The organism is Paenibacillus oryzisoli, assembly GCF_001653565.1.
GTDB classification, from domain to species: Bacteria; Bacillota; Bacilli; order Paenibacillales; family NBRC-103111; genus Paenibacillus_E; species Paenibacillus_E oryzisoli.
Genome location: NZ_LYPB01000038.1, coordinates 1 through 19,148, shown reverse-complemented (window position 1 = coordinate 19,148; position 19,148 = coordinate 1). Strand labels below are relative to the sequence as shown.

General features: G+C 48.0%; 19 protein-coding genes and 1 riboswitch. Of the genes, 8 read left to right on the top strand and 11 right to left on the bottom strand.

All coding sequences use genetic code 11. The annotated features are described in order from the left end of the window. The first annotated feature begins 36 nt into the window (after nt 1–36). The 4 genes from A8708_RS01405 to A8708_RS01390 all read left to right on the top strand — a co-directional run bounded on the left by A8708_RS01405 (nt 37) and on the right by A8708_RS01390 (nt 5,405). On the top strand, nt 37–2,637 hold the full coding sequence (locus A8708_RS01405) for an Ig-like domain-containing protein (protein ID WP_068661759.1): 2,601 nt from the start codon (nt 37–39) through the stop codon (nt 2,635–2,637). Between the two features lie 171 nt (nt 2,638–2,808). Further along, nucleotides 2,809–3,213, top strand: coding sequence for a hypothetical protein (locus tag A8708_RS01400; protein WP_068661758.1), 405 nt, complete (start codon nt 2,809–2,811; stop codon nt 3,211–3,213). 142 nt (nt 3,214–3,355) lie between these two features. Continuing rightward, nucleotides 3,356–4,486, top strand: a complete 1,131-nt coding sequence (locus A8708_RS01395; RefSeq protein WP_068661757.1) for a carbohydrate kinase — start codon at nt 3,356–3,358, stop codon at nt 4,484–4,486. A gap of 4 nt (nt 4,487–4,490) precedes the next feature. Continuing rightward, nucleotides 4,491–5,405 (top strand): pseudouridine-5'-phosphate glycosidase, encoded by a 915-nt coding sequence (locus tag A8708_RS01390; protein ID WP_068661756.1) that lies wholly within the window; start codon nt 4,491–4,493, stop codon nt 5,403–5,405. A 239-nt stretch (nt 5,406–5,644) separates the two neighbouring features. Here A8708_RS01390 and A8708_RS01385 read toward each other — a convergent pair whose 3' ends face one another. Then, entirely contained in the window at nt 5,645–6,232 is a 588-nt protein-coding gene (locus A8708_RS01385) for a nitroreductase family protein (protein WP_068661755.1), read from the bottom strand. 264 nt (nt 6,233–6,496) lie between these two features. Between A8708_RS01385 and A8708_RS01380 the strand changes: the two genes are divergently transcribed. Continuing rightward, a complete protein-coding gene (locus A8708_RS01380) occupies nt 6,497–6,952 on the top strand; it encodes a MarR family winged helix-turn-helix transcriptional regulator (RefSeq protein WP_068661754.1) in 456 nt (151 codons plus the stop codon). Between the two features lie 38 nt (nt 6,953–6,990). Further along, nucleotides 6,991–7,887 carry an NAD-dependent epimerase/dehydratase family protein gene (locus A8708_RS01375; protein WP_068661753.1) on the top strand — a complete coding sequence of 299 codons (897 nt, stop codon included), beginning with the start codon at nt 6,991–6,993 and terminating at the stop codon, nt 7,885–7,887. Between the two features lie 13 nt (nt 7,888–7,900). Here the strand turns inward: A8708_RS01375 and A8708_RS01370 are convergent, their stop codons facing one another. From A8708_RS01370 to A8708_RS01350, 5 genes are all read right to left on the bottom strand, one after another. Further along, on the bottom strand, nt 7,901–8,335 hold the full coding sequence (locus A8708_RS01370) for a thioredoxin domain-containing protein (RefSeq protein WP_068661752.1): 435 nt from the start codon (nt 8,333–8,335) through the stop codon (nt 7,901–7,903). 35 nt (nt 8,336–8,370) lie between these two features. Next, entirely contained in the window at nt 8,371–8,841 is a 471-nt protein-coding gene (locus tag A8708_RS01365) for a MarR family winged helix-turn-helix transcriptional regulator (protein WP_068661751.1), read from the bottom strand. Nucleotides 8,842–8,950: 109 nt separating this feature from the next. Next, nucleotides 8,951–9,388 (bottom strand): ester cyclase, encoded by a 438-nt coding sequence (locus A8708_RS01360; protein WP_068661750.1) that lies wholly within the window; start codon nt 9,386–9,388, stop codon nt 8,951–8,953. Nucleotides 9,389–9,611: 223 nt separating this feature from the next. Then, nucleotides 9,612–10,844: an MFS transporter gene (locus tag A8708_RS01355; RefSeq protein WP_068661749.1), complete on the bottom strand. Its 1,233-nt coding sequence runs from the start codon at nt 10,842–10,844 to the stop codon at nt 9,612–9,614. Between the two features lie 155 nt (nt 10,845–10,999). Continuing rightward, nucleotides 11,000–11,719, bottom strand: a complete 720-nt coding sequence (locus tag A8708_RS01350; protein ID WP_068661748.1) for a FadR/GntR family transcriptional regulator — start codon at nt 11,717–11,719, stop codon at nt 11,000–11,002. 230 nt (nt 11,720–11,949) lie between these two features. Here A8708_RS01350 and A8708_RS01345 point away from each other — a divergent pair, with 230 nt between their 5' ends. Both A8708_RS01345 and A8708_RS01340 read left to right on the top strand, forming a co-directional pair. Continuing rightward, on the top strand, nt 11,950–13,314 hold the full coding sequence (locus tag A8708_RS01345) for an S-layer homology domain-containing protein (protein WP_068661747.1): 1,365 nt from the start codon (nt 11,950–11,952) through the stop codon (nt 13,312–13,314). A gap of 121 nt (nt 13,315–13,435) precedes the next feature. Continuing rightward, the gene (locus A8708_RS01340; RefSeq protein WP_068661746.1) at nt 13,436–13,831 is read left to right on the top strand and encodes a hypothetical protein; all 396 of its coding nucleotides are present in this window, start codon (nt 13,436–13,438) and stop codon (nt 13,829–13,831) included. A 49-nt stretch (nt 13,832–13,880) separates the two neighbouring features. Here the strand turns inward: A8708_RS01340 and A8708_RS01335 are convergent, their stop codons facing one another. The 5 genes from A8708_RS01335 to A8708_RS01315 all read right to left on the bottom strand — a co-directional run bounded on the left by A8708_RS01335 (nt 13,881) and on the right by A8708_RS01315 (nt 19,062). Continuing rightward, the gene (locus A8708_RS01335) at nt 13,881–14,678 is read right to left on the bottom strand and encodes an energy-coupling factor transporter transmembrane component T family protein (protein WP_068661745.1); all 798 of its coding nucleotides are present in this window, start codon (nt 14,676–14,678) and stop codon (nt 13,881–13,883) included. Then, on the bottom strand, nt 14,669–16,249 hold the full coding sequence (locus A8708_RS01330) for an ABC transporter ATP-binding protein (protein ID WP_068661744.1): 1,581 nt from the start codon (nt 16,247–16,249) through the stop codon (nt 14,669–14,671). Before A8708_RS01330 ends, A8708_RS01335 begins: the two co-directional genes overlap by 10 nt. Nucleotides 16,250–16,253: 4 nt before the next feature. Beyond that, the gene (locus tag A8708_RS01325) at nt 16,254–16,856 is read right to left on the bottom strand and encodes an ECF transporter S component (protein WP_068661789.1); all 603 of its coding nucleotides are present in this window, start codon (nt 16,854–16,856) and stop codon (nt 16,254–16,256) included. 139 nt (nt 16,857–16,995) lie between these two features. Next, nucleotides 16,996–17,105, bottom strand: a riboswitch (TPP riboswitch). An 80-nt stretch (nt 17,106–17,185) separates the two neighbouring features. Then, nucleotides 17,186–18,844, bottom strand: coding sequence for a putative bifunctional diguanylate cyclase/phosphodiesterase (locus tag A8708_RS01320; RefSeq protein ID WP_068661743.1), 1,659 nt, complete (start codon nt 18,842–18,844; stop codon nt 17,186–17,188). A 17-nt stretch (nt 18,845–18,861) separates the two neighbouring features. Further along, the gene (locus A8708_RS01315) at nt 18,862–19,062 is read right to left on the bottom strand and encodes an aspartyl-phosphate phosphatase Spo0E family protein (protein ID WP_068661742.1); all 201 of its coding nucleotides are present in this window, start codon (nt 19,060–19,062) and stop codon (nt 18,862–18,864) included. Between the last annotated feature and the right edge of the window lie 86 nt (nt 19,063–19,148).

The following is a 19,148-nucleotide window of genomic DNA, read 5'->3' as shown; positions in this document are numbered from 1 at the left end:
GATTCTAGCAACAGCTTTAATGGAGGGAAATGAAGCATGAAATGGTTTTCTCAAAGTAAATGGTTGCCCCTAGTCGTCATTTTCATTCTTGCAACTCAGGCTATTTTCACCGGCAGTGCCTTCGCCGCGAATGACATTTCCAAATTAGTTCTGAACAAAAATGAACTGAACTTGCAGGTTGGCGATACAGCTAATCTGACAGCAACGGCCGTTTTCACAAGTGGCTCCACGGAGAATGCAACGGTCAAAACCGATTGGAACTCCGGCACGACCGAAGTAGCAACTGTCTACGCGGGTGTCGTGACAGCCAAGAAAGAAGGTAAAGCCGTCATTACGGCCACTTATCTTGGAGAGACAGTCATCGTTAACGTAACGGTTACTAAAAAAGTAAAATCATTAACCACCGATAAGCAAGCTCTTGATCTTCGTCTCAATGGAACGAGCCAAGTGCTGATCACAGCTTACTATGACGACGGTACTTCTGCCGATGTAACAAGTAAAGCAGACTACACAGTCGGTTCCAGCTCTGTCGCTACGGTGACGAATGGTCTAGTTAAAGGACAAAACCCGGGAAGCACGACCATCACGGTATCTCATATGAATCAATCGATCGTTCTGGATGTCGATGTCGAAGTTGTACGTCGTCTTGACCCAGAGAAATCCAATGTTTCCTTACTTCTGAAGGGCACTAGCTTGCTTGAATTAATTGCAACATACCCTGACGGCACGAAAGATAACGTAGCTGCTAAAGCGGTATGGACGTCCGACAAGCCAGAGGTTGCAGATGCCCTGAAGGGTACAATTACAGGGTATAGCGTAGGGAAAGCTACGTTAACCGCAACCTACGGTACCAAATCAACAACAATTACGGTTGATGTAGATAGTACACTGAAACTTGAGTTAGACAAACAAAGTATTTTGTTAAAGAAGAATGGGACAGGCACGTTAAAGCTTAATGCTACCTATCCTACAAGCACTACGCCTACGGATATTTCGGATCGTGCAGAATGGACGTCCAGCGATGAAAGTATCGTGTCTGTAACCAAAGGCAAGCTTATCGGTAACGCAATTGGCGAAGCAACGATCTCTGCGAAGTACGGGGATAAAACAGTCACAGCCAAAGTTGACGTTGAGGTTCCTCGTCGTTTGGTCGTGAGCAGCGAGCTTGTGATCTTAAAAGCAGATGAAACGCAGCAACTGGAGTTATTTGCTACCTATGCTGACGGCTCCACTGACAATCTTGTCAAAGCTAGAGCCGAATGGAGCGTAGACGATGAAGAGATCGCTACGGTAACGAATGGACTTATTACATCGTATAAAGCTGGCGTTGCGAATGTAACTGCTACCTATGGTGGCAAGAAGACGACAACCCGCGTCGAAGTTGATGTTCCTAAAACCATCACACTAGACAAGAAAACAGTGAATATGCAAGTCGGAGATTCTACAACGGTCACCATGACTGCAAATTTCAAAGGCCGTACGGATGACGATCTGAATGACAAAACCACATGGACTACTAGCAACAAAGAAGTTGTTGAGGTTCGTGATGGTATCATTACAGGTATTGCTACAGGGGCTGCTACGGTGACTGCCGAATACGGTACACGTAAAGCGACTGTACAAGTTTCCGTAGGCGAGTTGAAGACTCTTACGATCAGCCAAGAGAAATTAACGTTGAAAAAGGGCGAAACAGCAGCTCTTACTGCTGAAGCAATCTATACCGATGATACCAAGAAGACGGTAACTGCTGATGTCATTTGGACAAGCAGCAATGTTAAGGCCGCTACGGTTGACAAAGGTATCGTAAAAGCCATCGCTTCTGGCGAAACGACGATTACTGCTCAATTGGACAACAAAACAGTTACGATTCCAGTAAAAGTGGATATGGCTAGTGAATTGAAAGCCAATGTGACTAGTTTAGTTTTTGATCTAAATGAAACGAGATTAATCAAAATTACCGCAACAGATGACGACGGCGAAGATGTTCTTGTTACGACCGATGTAGAATGGAAATCCAGCAATACAAGTATTGCTACTGTCTCGAAAGGTCTAGTCACACCTGTTGCCCGCGGTAAAGCAACCATTACAGCAACTTATGGCGGTAAATCTGTCTCTGTTCCTGTCGAAATCGGTGTGATAGATAGCTTAACAGCGAATAAATCCTTCTTTGTAACGAAAAGCGGTTCTGAAACACAACTGAAATTAACCGCAACGCTGTCCGATGGCACAACGAAAGACGTGACGGAAAGCGCAACTTGGAAAGTTGCTTCATACAAACTCGGAACGATTGAAAAAGGGCTTTTCACAGCAACAGCTTCAGGAAAAACAACCATCACTGGCTTCTTCGGTGGCAAAACGGTCTCCATTCCTGTCGAAATCGACACCTTGAAATATTTGAAAACGAATGTCGTTAAGCTTACGTTGAAGGAAGGCGAAACAGCTAAAGTAGAAGCGATCGCAACCTACACGGACGGAGCAGAGGATGATGTAACTAAGCCTGCCTTATGGACAACATCCAACATCATGACCGCAGACGTCAAGGATGGCACGATCAAAGCAACTGGCAAAGGAACTGCCCGTATTACTATCACGTTTGGCAATATGAAAACAACTGTTCAAGTAACCGTTACGAAGTAATTCATGTGAACAGAACCGTTGCTCCTAGTTATCTAGGGGCAACGGTTTTTCTGTTTATATAGCCTTAAACATCCCCCTACTCCTTCATGCATAACTTCTCGTTCACAGGGGAATATATGCTTACTTACTCTGAATGACCCCTATCTACTAAATACCTGGAGGCATGGAATAATGGTTACCCGCTCTTTCAAGTTAGCTTCAATTTCTTTCCTTACTTTCTCCCTTCTGCTTGGAGCACATCAATATCGGCTGCATGCCCATGATCACAGTACGCAAGTGTCACAGACCGAAAACCTGCATAGCTTGAAGAATGGTTCGGCTACCATGTTCCAAACCAACCCTTATGGCATGCCAGGGGCAGATACACGTTTACTCCCAGCAACGAACTTGAATGGCTACGCTGCCGCTTATGGACTGACACCACCAACAGCTCTGAATGTTGCCACCCTACAAGCTCAGTCCGTTGCTGCTACGCCAAAAGATAAAACGAAACCGTGGTATAGCTACATCGGTTTACTAGGGTTACTTGGGTTGCTTGGACTAGGGTCACGCTCCAATTCTACGCATTCAGAATAGCTGCAAGTACAACATGCAAAAAGCCTTGTTCCTGTTGGGAACGGGCTTTTTGGCATGTCATTTCGACATTTGTTTATTGAATAGACTTTTGTTTAATGGTGAGTTAGAATGAGGAGAGAACGTTGAAGGAGGGTTGCTTCGCATGGATCGTGAAGGGCAAATCCTAGCACTTATCCGTCAAAATCCATTCATTTCCCAGCATGAAATCGCAGGCATCATCGGCATCTCGCGATCCGCTGTAGCTGGTTATATTGCCTCTTTGACTAAAAAGGGAACGATTCGCGGCAGAGCCTATGTCACCTCGGATGAACATACGATTGTCTGCATAGGTGGAGCCAATCTCGATAGTAAAGCCACTAGCAAGCATGTGATCCGCCTTGCTTCATCGAATCCTGTTACCGTAACGGAGTCTTGCGGCGGCGTAGCTCGCAACATCGCCGAAGCTTTAGCGGGCTTAGCTTGTCGAACAGCACTCTTAACTGTGGTCGGAGACGACAAAGCAGGCCAGTGGGTGCTGGAAGAGACCCGGCGCCGAGGTGTCGACGTCAGCCAAGCCATTGTGCTTAGCGGCGAGAATACAGGATCCTACACGGCACTCCTCGACACGTCGGGCGAGATGTTTCTAGCTTTTGCCAATATGGACATCTATGATAAGTTTCTACCCGCGATGCTTCGGGATAAATGGTCCCATATGGCTGCTGCCCAGCTCGTGATCGCAGATACCAATCTTCCCAGCGAAACCTTGGAAGAGTTGGTCCGGCGTTGTCAGGAGGAGAATATCCCGCTCTTCATGGATCCTGTTTCTTCGGAGAAATCGAAGAAGCTTCCGACGGACCTTACGGGTGTCACGGCCATTTTCCCGAATTTAGAAGAAGCGATTCAACTCGCACATACACCCTTAACCATGAATCAAGATGTCATTGATATGTTTTACGTAGAGCCTGATCATAGCCAAATTGCGGAATCCATTCGAAACCGCGGCGTGAAGCATGTTTTCATTACCTTGGGGAGCCGAGGCGTCTACTATTCGGGAGAAGAAGGCCAGCACTTCTTTCCATCGATACCGACCGAAGTTGTCGAGGTTACTGGCGCAGGCGATGCCTTCTTAGCTGGTATTGCCTATGGTGTTACCCATCACCACACGTATATGAAGTCTTGTGAATTTGGTCTTGCTGCTGCGCACATTACGCTTCAAACCAGTCAATCCACGTCCAGTGAGCTGAACGAGGAACGCTTGCAACTTACGATTAACACCATGACTAAAGGAGACTAAACCCATGTTATCTCACTCATACTTAACGTTTACTGATGAAGTCAAGGAAGCTCTCGCGAACAATAAACCCGTTGTGGCGCTCGAAACGACGATTATTTCTCATGGCATGCCCTACCCGCAAAACATTGAAATGGCGAAAAAAGTGGAGCAAATTATCCGCGATAATGGTGCAGTTCCAGCAACCATCGGCATCATGGATGGTAAAATCAAGATTGGCCTAAACGAGCAGGAGCTTGAAGCTTTTGCTACGAATGGCCACGTAGAAAAAGTAAGCCGCCGCGACTTTCCGTACATTCTATCGTCGGGCAAGATCGGCGCGACGACGGTATCCGCGACGATGATCGGCGCTGCCCTTGCTGGCATCGAAGTATTCGCTACCGGCGGCATTGGCGGTGTCCACCGTGAAGGCGAAAGCTCCATGGACATCTCCGCTGATTTGACGGAGCTGGCAGCCACCAACGTCGCCGTCGTCTGCGCCGGCGTGAAATCGATCCTCGACATTGGACGTACGCTCGAGTACTTGGAAACCCACGGCGTGCCCGTGGTAGGTTACCAAGCGAGCGAATTCCCGTCCTTCTACGCCCGCGAGAGCGGCTATGGCGTAGACTTCCGCCTCGATGAGGCGGCTGACGTGGCCGCTATGCTCCGCACGAAGTGGGAGCTCGGCCTTAGCGGCGGCGCCGTCATCGCCAACCCGGTCCCAGCGGAGTCCGCCATGGACCATGTCGAAATCGAGGCCGTCATCCAGCAGGCGCTGAATGAGGCCAAAGAGCAGAACGTGACCGGGAAGAAGGTCACGCCTTTCTTGCTAGCGCGGATCAAGCAGCTGACGGAAGGCCGCAGCCTGGAGACGAACATCGCGCTCGTGTATCACAACGCGCAGACCGCCGCAAGGATTGCGGTTGCGCTGAAGAACTAGAATAGACTCGCTCCCCGTGTGGGGGGCGAGTTTTTTTAAATTTCTGGGATCTAACGGAACGTAGCTCCGCTATATTTAATCGTTCCGCAACTTCTGGGAGACATCTGTTTTTCAACAAATAGCGTCCTCTCGTTCCGTATATCTGTGAACTTCTCTATAAGACGGCACAGGAATTGGCTGGGAAGGCTCTGTTATTCACAGTCACACTTCCTTTCAACAAGCGTGTTGCCTCGGAGCAGTTACTCCGTTACCCATTGCGTTTTTAAGGCAAAAGGTACACGCGCTGCTTTCGTTGGAATAACTTCCGGGTAACCAATGTAGATAAATCCGACCATCTCTTCTTTACCTGAGAGACCGAAGTTCTCTTGCATTTTCGGATGATACGTAGGATCACCAGTTCGCCAGATCGAGCCTAAGCCTAGGGCATGGGCAGCTAGCATCATATTCTGTACAGCGCAGTGAACAGCCGCATATTCCTCTATTACAGGTACGACAGGCTTCTCAGCCGGAGAGACAGCAACTGCTATAACGAGCGGAGCTCGGAAGGCTTTCTTCTCGCTGCTGCTGCGTAACTGCTGCTCCTCTTCCTCCGACAGAGCCGCATCTGCTCCTGACTTTTCTTCCGCAATGGCGACTTCGGCATAGCCCCGTCCTAACAGCTTTCTGCCTTCACCCGTCATCACCCAGAACCGCCAAGGTTCCGTATTCGCGTGATTGGGTGCCCAGACTGCAGCTTCCAAAATCTCTTCAATCAACGCGTGCTCGATGGGATCCTGCTTAAGTTTCCCAATGCTGCGTCGCTGGCGAATCGCTTCTTTTACATCCATGCGCTCACTTCCTATCCATTACATATAAATCTTAATTTACAGGTTCCCATGTTTATTTTCAATTTTTTAATGCCTCCATTTGAAATATCCAGCCAAAGCTAGACAGTTTAAGTCTAAAAACTTCCCCAGGAAAGATCGATTTCATTTTTTACTCCCATCCTATCCTTGTTGCATCTCAATAAAAATAAATTATATACTTTACTTAGTAAACTTTATTTGGTAAACTTTACTTAGTAAAATATATGTCAGTTTTGGAGGCTCATTATGGACAATCACAAAACAAACAGTACCGCAACGGATTTAGCAAGAACGTTTGGGCAAATTCGCAGAATGGGTGTAAGGACAGGATCGGTTCAAGGATTAAGACCAAGTGAGGCTATGTTCCTAGCAACTGTCGTTTATCTTAATTCCGGAGGTGCGAAGTCAGTCAAAGTGTCTGATTTAAGCAGCGCGCTAAATATCACTCAAGCCGGAGCTACGCATATTCTAAAGACTTTGGAAGAAAAAGGGTATATCGTTCGTTATCCTGACCAAAAAGATAAACGAATGGTTCTAGTAAAAGCTACAGAATCCGGTGAAGAGCTAGTGGATAGTACTGAAAACAACTTCTTCCAACTTTTCACAGGACTCGTCGAGCATTTAGGAGAAAAAGACAGTCTGGAATTAAACAGATTGCTGAATATAACCCTTCACTATATAAGTGATCATTGGGGTCGCTAATTGTTCCATAATCCAAAATTTAGGGAGGTATATGCTACATGAAGCTATTTTTAACAGGAATTACAGGATATATCGGTTCTGAAATCGCAAAAATTTTTCGATCGGAAGGATATGAAGTGTTGGGACTGGTGAGATCCGAGGAGCAGGCGAATTTCATTCGGGGTAGAGGCTATCAAGCTATCATTGGGGATCTAAAAGACAAACAAGCCTTGCTAGCAGGAGTTTCCCAAGCCGATGGAGTCATCCATACCGCAATTTCCCTCACTCCACAGTGTGAAGAGCTTGATGTTGGTTCTGTAGCAACCATGCTGGACGGCCTTGAAGGCAGCGGCAAGCCCTTTATTTATACGAGTGGAACACTTATCTATAATGATACCCGTGAACAAATCGTCAATGAAGAATCATCGTTAGACCCTATGGTCTTCTTAAAATGGAAGGTCCGGCAGGAAGAAGCAGTGGTACAAGCAGCAGAACGGACTATTCGCACGATTATTATCCGTCCTAGCTTGGTTTACGGACATGGGGGCGGTTTAGTTAAAGGTTCCATTCAATTAACTGAGCATTTACAAGCGGCTAAATACATTGATAAGGGGGACAATGCATGGTCTACGATTCATGTTGAGGATTTAGCCCGTTTATTTTATTTGGCTTTTCAACTGGCAGCGCCTGGCTCCTTATTTAACGCAACTTCTCGAGAAATGGTAACGATGAAGCAATTGACAGGTGCCATAAGCCGGCTGACCGGTTTGCAGGAAAAGGTCGAATCTTGGACTTTGGAGGAAGCCGCTCATTTCCTTGGACCCGCGGCTTGGGCAGGCAGCATCAACCAACGGTTGTCTGGGTTGAAAGCCGAGCAGCAGTTAAATTGGCAAGCTAGCAGCCGTTCCATCCTGCAGGATATTGAATTCGGGTCTTACAGATCCCAGAAACATTAGCCGACAGGTGATCCTACCCGACTGAAACGAAGTAATGGCTCCAGTTTGTCTCCACGGTTATCGAGCACTCCGGATTTTCCCAATCTGCGTAATCGATCGTCCGTATAAACCATCCCGCCTTGTCAGGAGAATCCACCTCAGAAGCTTTGAGAGCTTCTCGCGACAGAGAGGATAAATAAGGATTTGCGAACGGATCATCCAACAGAACAGGCAGCGTTGATCTGTCGATAGGAACAATTACAGCAAGGCTACGCTTTCGGAATGCGTCAAGATTACCGAGCGGCATAAATAATAAGCATTCTCGCAGAGCCGGGGACATAATCCATGTCCCCTTCAGCTTATAACGGCCAGCAATCAGCAGCAGAATGTTGTCGGGTGGCCATCTAATAAAATGATCGCGAAGCCAACCGTTAACAGTCTCCGCTCGCAGCGGAGATTTCCTTCTCATTCGCCATGATTACCATTCCCCTGCATTGAAGTCTATTACCACACAGGTCGAAATTTAAATGAATGGGAATTCGTAGAAGCGTACACCAATTTTCGTAACTCTCCTCGCAGTGTTTCTATTTGATCTTTCCCAAGGACTTCCTGCCAACGATTCTCAATCGATGTGAAAATAGTTTCTGTCGCACGAATACAATCCCAACCCCGCTCTGTTAAGACGATAAGTTTACCTCTCTGGTCGGTAGGATGTGGTTGTCGCAGGACATATCCGTGCTCTTCTAGATAGTCTACCGTAAGGCTCGCAGCTTGCTTCGTTATTCCCAGATGCTCGGCTACTTCCTTTCCGGTAGCACCGCTATGGGAAAGCATTTGGAAGACATACCCATGGGAAGGTCGGACATCGTCAAACCCTAACAGAGCCAACTCCTTATGCAACTCGTCAACGGCCAAACGGAATGCGGTTGCAAACAGAATGGTTAGTTCATAACCCCAAGCTCCTTCTTCAGACACAATGGCTTCCCTCCGTATAAGCTAACCTATCCCTTGTTTCCTACCTATTTTAACACAATATTTGAAAATAACTAAGACCGTCCTTGTAGGACGGCCTTATGGTTCATGCTTATGATTTGTTTATTTGGCAAGCCGGATGCTCGTGAAGTTCGGCTCCTATTTGACGCAGCAAGGATGCTGTATCGAGTAACGCCCAGTGTTCGGCAATTTTCCCGTTTGCAAGCCGAAACTCACGGTACAGCAAAACTTCGATTGGATTGTTAGTCGCTTCAGTACCTCTGAAATTCCCTCGATGAGTCCCTTTCATTCTTAGACGTACAATAACACGATCTCCCTGAGCAAGTATACTTTCCTCTGACGAGCATTGATCCGGAAATGCCGAATGTAGAAGGCGAGCCGTATGCTCAAGTCCCTTCCTATTGTTGGGCACATAAGCGTGATCTACATAATCTGCGCTAAGAAATTGATCCGCATTTGTAGGTTCGGCTCCGTTCCAAAATTGGTTAATAAACGATCTCACTACTAGAATGTTGTTATCTGTAGTCATACCAAACCTCCTCAATTTAGTCAATCCACTTGACCTTATTGTTATTCTAAAGCTATTTTTGCATATAGTCAACTAAATTGACTATTATTTCTAGCGCACATCAATGACATCTTACAAAAGCACAAAAAGCATCAATCGAGCGATACACGATGATGCTAGCTGGTAAGCCGAGTTGACTCATTTTATTTGTTTTTATCATTCTCATTACGTCTGCTTTTTACGATTAACTCGTCATATTCAATTTCTTATCGGTTGGAAGAAAGGCTGCAAACAATCCTAGCAACGGCAAGTAGGCGCAAAGCCGGATCACGAAGCCGATGCTTGTCGCATCCGCCAACGTCCCCAGCACCGCGGAACCAATACCGCCTAAGCCGAATGCCAGTCCGAAGAATAGTCCTGACACGGTGCCAACTTTGCCTGGGAGCAACTCCTGCGCGTAAACCACGATCACGGAGAAGCCCGACAACAGAATGAATCCGATGCATGCACATAGAACCGCTGACCAGAACAGGTTCACAAAGGGAAGCAGCATGGAGAATGGCGCTGTTCCCAAGATGGAGAACCAGATCATATTTCGTCGGCCAAAGCGGTCAGCCAAAGGCCCGCCCATGAATGTACCCACGGCGCCAGCTGCCAGCAGGGTAAAAATAATAAGCTGTGCTCTCCCCGTCGTGACACCGAAATGGTCCATTAAATAGAAGGCGTAGAACCCCGTCATACTAGCTACGTAAACAAACTTGGAAAAGAGCAGCATGATTAGAATGCCTAGCGCGTAGGCGACTGTTTTCTTAGGTAAAGGCTTCTTCACGGAAGCCGATTTACGAACAGTGGCACGGACAACTAGCGCGCCTTGGTACCATTTTGCCACAAAAATCTGAACTATGATCCCCGCTGCCGCCGCAAACGTAAACCAAATGATCCCGAATTGTCCTAATGGTACGAAAATGAGTGCGGTGAAGATAGGAGCCAACGCCTGACCAATGTTCCCCCCTGTTTGGAAAATCGACTGCGCCAGCCCTCTGCGAGGACCTGCCGCTAAGTAGGCGACCCGCGAAGACTCTGGATGAAGCACCGAAGAGCCTAGTCCAACCAGAATAACGGCCATAATCACATGCGAGAACGTACCTGCATAGGCCAGGACGACAATACCAAACAGTGAGAAAACCACACCGATTGGCAGTAAGTAAGGCTTCGGCCTCGCATCCGTGTACAACCCGATCAAAGGCTGGAACAAGGAAGCTGTCACATTGAGTGTGAAAGCGATCCAGCCAATCTGTGTAAAACTTAACTGCAGGGAGTCATGCAGAATGGGGAAAATGGCGGGAATGACCGACTGTATCGCATCATTTAATAAATGCACCAAACTGATCGAAAATAAAATGGCATAAACCGTACGTGCTTGTGCCTGTGCTGAATTGGCGGTAGCAGCCGTAGCTGAACCTGTTGCTGTCTGCATGAAAAATCACTCCTTATCATCATATCATCTGATGTTTAAAATCAAGGGGAAGGAAAGCAAGGATGCCCCATCTTCCACATCGTATTGTTGCTATCTTGCTTAGCCTGCTGTTCTCTTGCTCCTAGTTCTCCCCCTGCGCTTACTCTTGCTTCACGCTAGTCAGAGTCCTGTTGAAGAAATTTTTTGACCTGCTGGACGGTTCCCTCCAGATTCTGAACGGTCCAATACTCCGCAGCAGCAACATCCTTATCTCGAATTGCTTGGAACACATTCACATGAAAAAGATGATGGTGATCGTGAACCTGCTCATCCTTCACTAAATTCGTCAGAGCTTCCAACAACACCGCCGAGAATGAGCGATAGAGATCAACAACGATGGCGTTCTTGCTCGCGACCGCAATGGCCTGATGAAACGCCATGTCAGCAGCGAGATAAGCGCTCGTATCATCTCGCTCTAGCGCCTGCAACCGTTGATCCAACGCTTCACTCATTTGCGCCAAATCGGCTTCGTCGCGACGTTCTGCAGCGAGCCTGGATATTTCTAACTCGAGCATCTTCCTGACTTCGTAGACTTCCAGAATCTCGGCGCGGCGTAATCGGTGAACGAGCGGTTCCTGCATCGCTGCATCGGAATGCCCCGTGAGAAATGTGCCAAAGCCCTGCTTCTTCTCCAACAGTCCCGCATGCACAAGAACCCTAACAGCCTCACGGATGGTAGATCGACCAACGCCGAACTGCTCCATTAATTCCGGCTCCGTCGGAATCTTATCACCCATTTTCAGCTCGCCATCGGAAATTTTCTTCTGGAGCTGAGTCACAACATCATCTACTAGCTTGGGGCGGCGAAGTGTTTGGAAAGAAACTTTCGCATTCATCTGATCATCTCCTGTTAAGGAAGTATATCACAGATACGATCTGATTTACTATGCATATCCTAAAACCGCATGAATTAGCACTCATCCATAGAGACTGCCAGAAATTTGACAATGACGTGGATGATCAGGCAAGCTATAGTTATAGCAACAAGACAAGCACGTGAAATACTAGATAGCTAGATGGCTAGAAAGTTCAAAAATTTAATTATGCCAAGGGGGACCTTCCTAATATGAAATCTAACAAACTTACCGTGATCTCGACGACTGCCATGGCTTTATCCCTATTCGCATCTCTAACGCTCGTTCAACCTGCTTCCGCTGCCGTGAAAACAAGCGCTGACTTTACAGATTTGACTGGAAGTAACTCAGCTTTGAAAACGAAAATCGATCGTATGATCGCTGATGGTATCTTTGAAGGGGTTTCCGATTCAACATTCGGAATCTCTCAAAATATGACGCGTGCGCAATTCGCTAAAGTAGCAACGAAAATCTACAATATTCCGGTTGATCTCACGATTAATGTATCCAGCTTCACAGATGTTCATGCGGATGACGCAGCTAACGGATGGGCGATCCCTTATATTGAAGCCGCCAAAAAAGCGGGTCTAATCGATGGCGTGACAGCTACAACCTTCCTACCTGGGGAATCCGTTACAGCGGCTCAGTTGGATACCGTGCTTCTTAAAGGACTAGGAAAGACCGTTTCGATGACGAACTCTCCTTGGTACACCGATGCCGTTAAGCAGGCTACAGCTCTTGGTATTCATCCAACTAGCAAATCAGGCGACCAAGCCGCGACACGCGAAGATCTCGTGCTAAGCTCGTACGGAGCTCAAGAGGCTTTCAATGCTCAGAAACCGCCGGTCGTAACACCGTCTAACCCAGGCAATGTTTCCGTCATTGGGGATTACCGCTTGGCTAGCGTCATCGATAGTGGTTTGACTAGCTCCGCTACCGGTACTATCACCAAAACCATTGCCGAAGATCCTACACTAAGTAAATTTGCAAAAGAAATCAAAATAAAAGTAACCTCATCTGGTGGTGAGGAAGTTGCTACTCCGGGAATTGTCCAGTCTGCTATCGCCGCAGATTCCAGCATTGCCAAAGTAGGCCTTACTTCTGATCATCGTGCCTATGTGCTGGGGAACAAACCAGGAACGACAGACGTAAGTCTTATTGTGCAGATTGGTAATGGGGAAGCTAAACAACTGCATGTCACCGTAACTGTTGAAAATACTTCTGTCAGTGTGAAGACGTTGACGGCGGGGGAAACTTCCATTACTCAACCTATGACACTCGGTGTTGGTGACAGTGTGTACAAAGCGAATTTCGACGCCTACACGGCCATGAACCTTAAAGCTACAGATAACTATGGCAACACGTATGAGAACCTCGACATCGCTCTTTATAACTTTGCGCTAGGTACTTTATTCATCACGAATGATGTGCAAGGCGAAGCCGGATCCGCTGTTGGATCGGTATCCGTCGATCGCGATGGCACCGTGCATGTAACGGGTAATGTCACTTCCTTTGAACTTACGGCTGTTTCAGCTTCAGGCGTCAAAGTGACAAGCTATGTAACACTAACGAAATAAAGGTAAGTAGAACGAAGGAAAGCTCCCCGATTGGGGAGCTTTTTTGTATGGGGAAGCACACTAGCCCATCTCTCACATATATTGCTAGTGCTCATCATTTTACAGAAAGGGGTCGGTCTCGATGTTCAACGACCCAATCTTGTACGCCTATCCCCCAGTTCATTATCATCAGTATCCCATTCATCCTTACCATTACGCACCTTACTGGGCGTGGGACCGCAACTTTCCACCTGTGAATTCCAAAATGCTGTCTACCTCGGTCGTTGCCTCTGAGCACCTCCTGAAGGATGCTTCCTTTCTTGTCAAGAAGCTCACAGACCCTGTGGTCGCCAAGCAGCTAATGACGAATGCTCAGAATGGCAATCAGAAAGAAGTAGACCGCATCGTGCACTCCTTCGGGTATGAATCCGCTATTGAAACTAGCTACAGTCCCAGTGCGGTACAGTTCGTGCTAGGTCCCCCCAAGAATGGGAATCAGTGCTGCCGCGTTACGCTCATGCTCAAATGGGGCGAATAAATCTAAGAGCAACCCACACCTCGCAGCAGGCATTGGGTTGCTCTTTTTTTCAACGGACGTCGATACGACTTAGAAGCGGCCATGTCACGGCAAGCCAATAGGAAGCTGCAACGAGCACGCCCCAGTAGAGGCTGTAGTATATATCCAATACGGAGTAGGAGGATACGTAATAATACGTGCGTTTGCGACTCATCGAAAAACGCTTCGCTTCCATCGCCACTGCCGTCCGGTGGGCACGGCGGATGCTTTGCGCTAGGAGCGGAATGGCGATCATCCGCATCGTGGTATACCACGATGTGAGCGGATTCCGCTGCTTACGCTTGCCTCTAACCTTGAGCGCGTAGCGAAGCGTCTGCAGCTCCTCCAGGATGACAGGCAGCATGCGCAGCGCTGCCAGGAAGCTGTACGCGTACTTCGGCGCGACCTTCCACTGCTGCATCATCGCGTAGAACAACGCGACAGGCCGTGTGGTTAAGCTGAACAGTAAGCCAACGGAGGCAACCTGTATGCCACGCAAACCAAGATGGATGCCGCGGTAGAAGCTCTCCTCTGTAATTCGAATAATCCCCAGATGAAACCATTCGGTCTTCCCGTCGCCGAACATCATCATCCCCGCTGTCGAAGACACGAAAATCAGCAGAAACGGCGACGCATACAGCAACAGTCTCTTCGCAGGATGACCGGATAATAGGGCCAGTGGCAGCAAGGCGCCTAATGTGAGGAATAGCATCATGTTTAGGTTATGTGTGAAGACGACAACGATGAATAGTCCGATCGATAAAAGGAGCTTCACACCTGGATTAACCCGATGCAGCCACGTTTCGCGAAAGGTGAACGTTATTTGCATAGCTGCGGCTCACCTCCAGTAGCAGCGTGTGCCCCTGTGCCCGCTATGGGCACAGGGACGGGCAAGGGCACGTGCGCGACCTCCGTCACGCGCCCAGCTTCGACCTGCCAGACGCGGGTGGCCCAGCGCTGAACGATCTCCTGATCGTGTGTCACCATCACGATCACGGTTCCGCTGGCGCGCAACCGCTCCAGCTCCTCGAGCATGCGCAGCGTGCCGCGCGCATCGAGCCCGAAAGTGGGCTCATCCAGCAGCAGGATGCGTGGCCCGCGAACCATCGCGGATGCCACGCTAAGCCTGCGCTTCTGGCCCAGCGAGAGCTGGAACGGGTGCCGCTCTCGCAGCGCGAGCAGGTCGTATTCACGGAGCAGCCTCTCGGCGGCTGCCCACTGGCCTTTCTTCGGCTGACCCTCTGGCAAGCCGTAGGTCAGCTCTTCCTCCACGGAGTTCGTGACGAATTGGAACTCCGGGTTCTGGAACACAAAGCCGACTTGCTCCGCAAGGTGCTCGACTTTGTTGCCCTTCACACCCGCGATCCCACAGCTTCCGCGGGTTGGAATGAGCCGCATAATCGCGAGGAGGAGCGAGCTCTTGCCTGCACCGTTGGCACCGACAACGGTGATCCAGTCTCCTGGATAGACGCTAAAGTTATCCACAAAGGTCCTGATCTGCCCGCCGCGAACACCAACGAAATCTTGGAAGACCATAACGGGTTCAGTAGTCTGTGCATTTCCCGGCGCTTTCCCTTGGTCATCTACTCGCACAACAGCTCCCATAGCTTGTTCATGAGGAAGCCCAGCTTCCAACTCTCCCTCAACTGCACGTATCCTATGCTCCTTGGCGTAGTCCTCCCAGACCTCAGGATACCAGATGCCATATTCCCTCATGTGCTCTTTGTGCATCTCAAACATCACAACTGGAGGTCCATCCGCTAGAATCTTCCCCTCAGGTGTCAAGATAATCAACCGATCGAGCATATCCAGCAAACCGCTGATTTTGTGCTCGACGATGAGGAGCGTTTTGTCCCCACTAATCGCTCGTATCGTGTCCCAGACTTGTTTCGTACCCTCGTCATCCAACAGCGCCGTGGGCTCATCGAGAAATAGCACTTCTGGCTCAAGTGCCAGCACACTAGCAATCGCTAGACGCTGCTTCATCCCTTGAGACAGCGTACTAATTAACGTATGGGCATCGGGCATATGTAACCCGACCAAGTCCAGATAATACCGAATACGTGCAGGCATCTCGGCCCGCGGCACTTCCTGATTTTCCAATACGAACGCGATCTCTTCGTCCATATAGGGCATACAGAACTGTGTATCCGGATCTTGAAAAACATACCCCCACCGGCTAGGCCGGTGAATTTCATCCGCTTTGAGCGGAAGTTCAATCATGTCAGGAACAATTCCGCTCAGCACCTGAAGCAAGGTCGATTTACCGCAGCCGCTAGGGCCCAGCAGCAGTACCTTCTCCCCCCGCTCGATGGAAAAGGAAACCCCCTGAAAAATCAGGGGGGCGTCATCGCCGGGATATTTTAACCGTAGATTCGTAACGCTCATTCCTTCGCTCATCTCGTTAACCCAGTACGTCGTAATCTTTTTTGGAAACGGGACGAATCAGATTCAGTACACCCGTACGCGACAAGGCACTCGTCAGATAGTACGCGAATACCCCCGCGATCAAAGCGCTGCCGAGCAGACGCAAAGCAATAAACAAGACATAATTCCAGAACGCCAATTGATCAATATAGCCATAATACGTATCAACGAAGATGGACATGATGGCGGAAGCGAAAGCCGCAAGAATCGTCACTCCCACATTGGTGCGACGATAGCGGAAAGCCGCGAACACCAGCTCTGCGCCGAGCCCTTGCAGTAAGCCAAAGACGAGCGTCCCGACTCCCCAATGTCCGCCATACAGTGCCTCAATCGTTGCGGCTGCCAATTCGGCCAACAGGGCAACACCAGGTTTGCGGATTACGAGGAACGCGAACGTTGCCGCCATGAACCACATGCCATAACTCAACTGCTCGGCATGTAAACCTAACGGCTTCATGAGATCATAAATCGGTCCCCAAATTCGATAAATCACGCCAAACACAGCTGAAATGACAATCGTGATCAAAATATCGGTCAGCTTCAACCCTTTACTACTTGCACTTACTTCCCTTTGTGCCATCTTCTTCTCGACTCCTTTATCCAATCCATATTTGTCAATGAGATAGGCAAACACGCCAACCTTGGATACATGGTCTCTTTTGCCCCCTAAGAACAAAAAAAGCCCGCCGGAATACCGGCAGGCTTGAACATTTGTGCATAAAAAAAGCACATTAGGTCTCTACGCTGGCATTATCCAGATCAGATTAACGGTCAGTGGCATAGGGCCACTATCTCAGCCTGACTTCATCAAGCACCCGTGTTGCTATTCATTTGGCTTAACTGTAGCGGATTAGTCCCTCTTTGGCAATCCTTTTTTTCCAAAAGCAACGACATGTCAATATCATTATTTTAATTCGCTAGCTTTTCATAACTAAAATTGCGCAGATAGAGATCGACCGCCTCTCCCGGAATCGGTCGTCCTGTATAATACCCTTGCACCGTGTCACAGGCATGCAATTCACAAAAATCGAGCTGTTCACGATGCTCAACCCCCTCCGCTACCACCTCCATGTGTAACCGATGGGCGAGTTCGATCAAAGATTGCATCAATATTGTATGACTAGGAGACTCATTCAAGGCTTGAACGAACCCTTTATCCAGCTTGACCACGTCAATCGGATAACGGGTCAAATAATTCAATGACGAGTACCCACTCCCGAAATCATCCATTGCGAAACGGATACCAATTGTTTTCAATTCTTGCATTTTCCGAATACAGATATCACTATAAATCATCGCAATATTCTCCGTGATTTCCAATTCTAGAGAATCAGCGCTAAGTTCTGCGGCATGAAGTGCCTCGCGAACCGAACAGACGAATTGCGAATCCTGAAGCTGTACAGGAGAAACATTCACAGCAATGCGCAAATTGGAAGAGAATGCTTGCTGCCATCCCTTGCACATGCGACAAGCCTCTTGGAGAACCCATTGACCCAGCGGCACGATGAGTCCAGTGCGTTCAAGAACAGGAATGAATTTGTCCGGCGGAACAATGCCTCTTGCGGGATGATGCCAGCGAAGGAGCGTCTCCAGCCCAACTATTTCTCCGGATGCTACAGCCACTTGCGGCTGAAAGGCTAACCTAAACTCCTTATTATTCCAAGCCACGCGCAAATCTTGTTCCATTTGTAAATCATCCAGAAGGGTTAGCTTGCTGTCTGATGAGTAGGTGCATACCCGATTTTTACCATCTCTCTTGGCCTGATACATGGCTATATCCGATTCCTGCAGAATTTCTGTAACTGATTGGCAATCCTCAGGGAAGCTCGCAACGCCGATACTGAAAGTCATATTCAATTTTTGAAGATAATGCGAATTCGACAGCTTGGACTGAATATCCAAAGCCAGCAGCTCCGCCTGTACTTTGCCAGTATCAGGCAATACAATTACAAATTCATCACTGCCCAATCTGGCAAAGTGAGGCTTCTCCTTTAGGGGCACTAATGCCTTTATCTGTAAAGCAATTTCCTTTAGGCATCGATCTCCCGTATCATGCCCGTATGTCTCATTAACGAATTTGAAATCATCAATATCGATGAATAAACAAGAAATAATTACTTCGCTCGAATGACTTGATTCTGCAAAACGTTCTAGTTCCTGCCGAATCGCAGCGCGATTATAAAATCCCGTTAATGAGTCGTGATTAATCAGTTCCTTCAATTTGTCCCTCTTTATATGCAATCGATGTACTAGCGCACTTATCGATATAGAAAAAGCCAGAAGCACAACGAAGAATGATAGGAATTGGTACAAAGGAATTGCGCGCAGATCCCCCTTAATAAAATCGTACCACTTGATTAAACCTTCCGAAATAAGGACTACGAATGAAAAAGCAAGTCCACCCTTAAACCTAAATTCATATGCAAATGCGAAAGATGGCAGAAGCATGATCAGCCATATCATTTGCGAAGCAGCTCCTGGAATTAGCCGTTCACCCATAAATATCGTCACAATACAAACTAAAAGAATAATCCATAGGTAGAAAGGGTGGCGTTGAGCATCTGTCATCTAACACAACCCTTCCACTATTTACGCATCCTGTTATAAGGAGAATCTTTGTTCATCCTATAATAGATTTCCAGCAGCTTATCGAGCTCTGTACTGCGCAGGTACACCTTCGGATGCGAAAAGGATGAATGATTTCGATATTCCTTAAGTAAGCAATATCTCGCCTGTTCAATTAATTTAAGTATCATCGATTCGTCATCCACACATTCAATATCCATCCCACCACCACCTCAGTAAACAAATGATTTGCGTCGTAAATTGTCGATTGACGGGTTATGATAGTTCGTACAATGCATGTTGTGCG

Bases quoted from the DNA above. Each gene is read 5' to 3' on its own strand.
- A8708_RS01405 (WP_068661759.1), top strand. From the start codon at position 37: ATGAAATGGTTTTCTCAAAGTAAATGGTTGCCCCTAGTCGTCATTTTC.
- A8708_RS01400 (WP_068661758.1), top strand. From the start codon at position 2,809: ATGGTTACCCGCTCTTTCAAGTTAGCTTCAATTTCTTTCCTTACTTTC.
- A8708_RS01395 (WP_068661757.1), top strand. From the start codon at position 3,356: ATGGATCGTGAAGGGCAAATCCTAGCACTTATCCGTCAAAATCCATTC.
- A8708_RS01390 (WP_068661756.1), top strand. From the start codon at position 4,491: ATGTTATCTCACTCATACTTAACGTTTACTGATGAAGTCAAGGAAGCT.
- A8708_RS01385 (WP_068661755.1), bottom strand. From the start codon at position 6,232: ATGGATGTAAAAGAAGCGATTCGCCAGCGACGCAGCATTGGGAAACTT.
- A8708_RS01380 (WP_068661754.1), top strand. From the start codon at position 6,497: ATGGACAATCACAAAACAAACAGTACCGCAACGGATTTAGCAAGAACG.
- A8708_RS01375 (WP_068661753.1), top strand. From the start codon at position 6,991: ATGAAGCTATTTTTAACAGGAATTACAGGATATATCGGTTCTGAAATC.
- A8708_RS01370 (WP_068661752.1), bottom strand. From the start codon at position 8,335: ATGAGAAGGAAATCTCCGCTGCGAGCGGAGACTGTTAACGGTTGGCTT.
- A8708_RS01360 (WP_068661750.1), bottom strand. From the start codon at position 9,388: ATGACTACAGATAACAACATTCTAGTAGTGAGATCGTTTATTAACCAA.
- A8708_RS01355 (WP_068661749.1), bottom strand. From the start codon at position 10,844: ATGCAGACAGCAACAGGTTCAGCTACGGCTGCTACCGCCAATTCAGCA.
- A8708_RS01350 (WP_068661748.1), bottom strand. From the start codon at position 11,719: ATGAATGCGAAAGTTTCTTTCCAAACACTTCGCCGCCCCAAGCTAGTA.
- A8708_RS01345 (WP_068661747.1), top strand. From the start codon at position 11,950: ATGAAATCTAACAAACTTACCGTGATCTCGACGACTGCCATGGCTTTA.
- A8708_RS01340 (WP_068661746.1), top strand. From the start codon at position 13,436: ATGTTCAACGACCCAATCTTGTACGCCTATCCCCCAGTTCATTATCAT.
- A8708_RS01335 (WP_068661745.1), bottom strand. From the start codon at position 14,678: ATGCAAATAACGTTCACCTTTCGCGAAACGTGGCTGCATCGGGTTAAT.
- A8708_RS01330 (WP_068661744.1), bottom strand. From the start codon at position 16,249: ATGAGCGAAGGAATGAGCGTTACGAATCTACGGTTAAAATATCCCGGC.
- A8708_RS01325 (WP_068661789.1), bottom strand. From the start codon at position 16,856: ATGGCACAAAGGGAAGTAAGTGCAAGTAGTAAAGGGTTGAAGCTGACC.
- A8708_RS01320 (WP_068661743.1), bottom strand. From the start codon at position 18,844: ATGACAGATGCTCAACGCCACCCTTTCTACCTATGGATTATTCTTTTA.
- A8708_RS01315 (WP_068661742.1), bottom strand. From the start codon at position 19,062: ATGGATATTGAATGTGTGGATGACGAATCGATGATACTTAAATTAATT.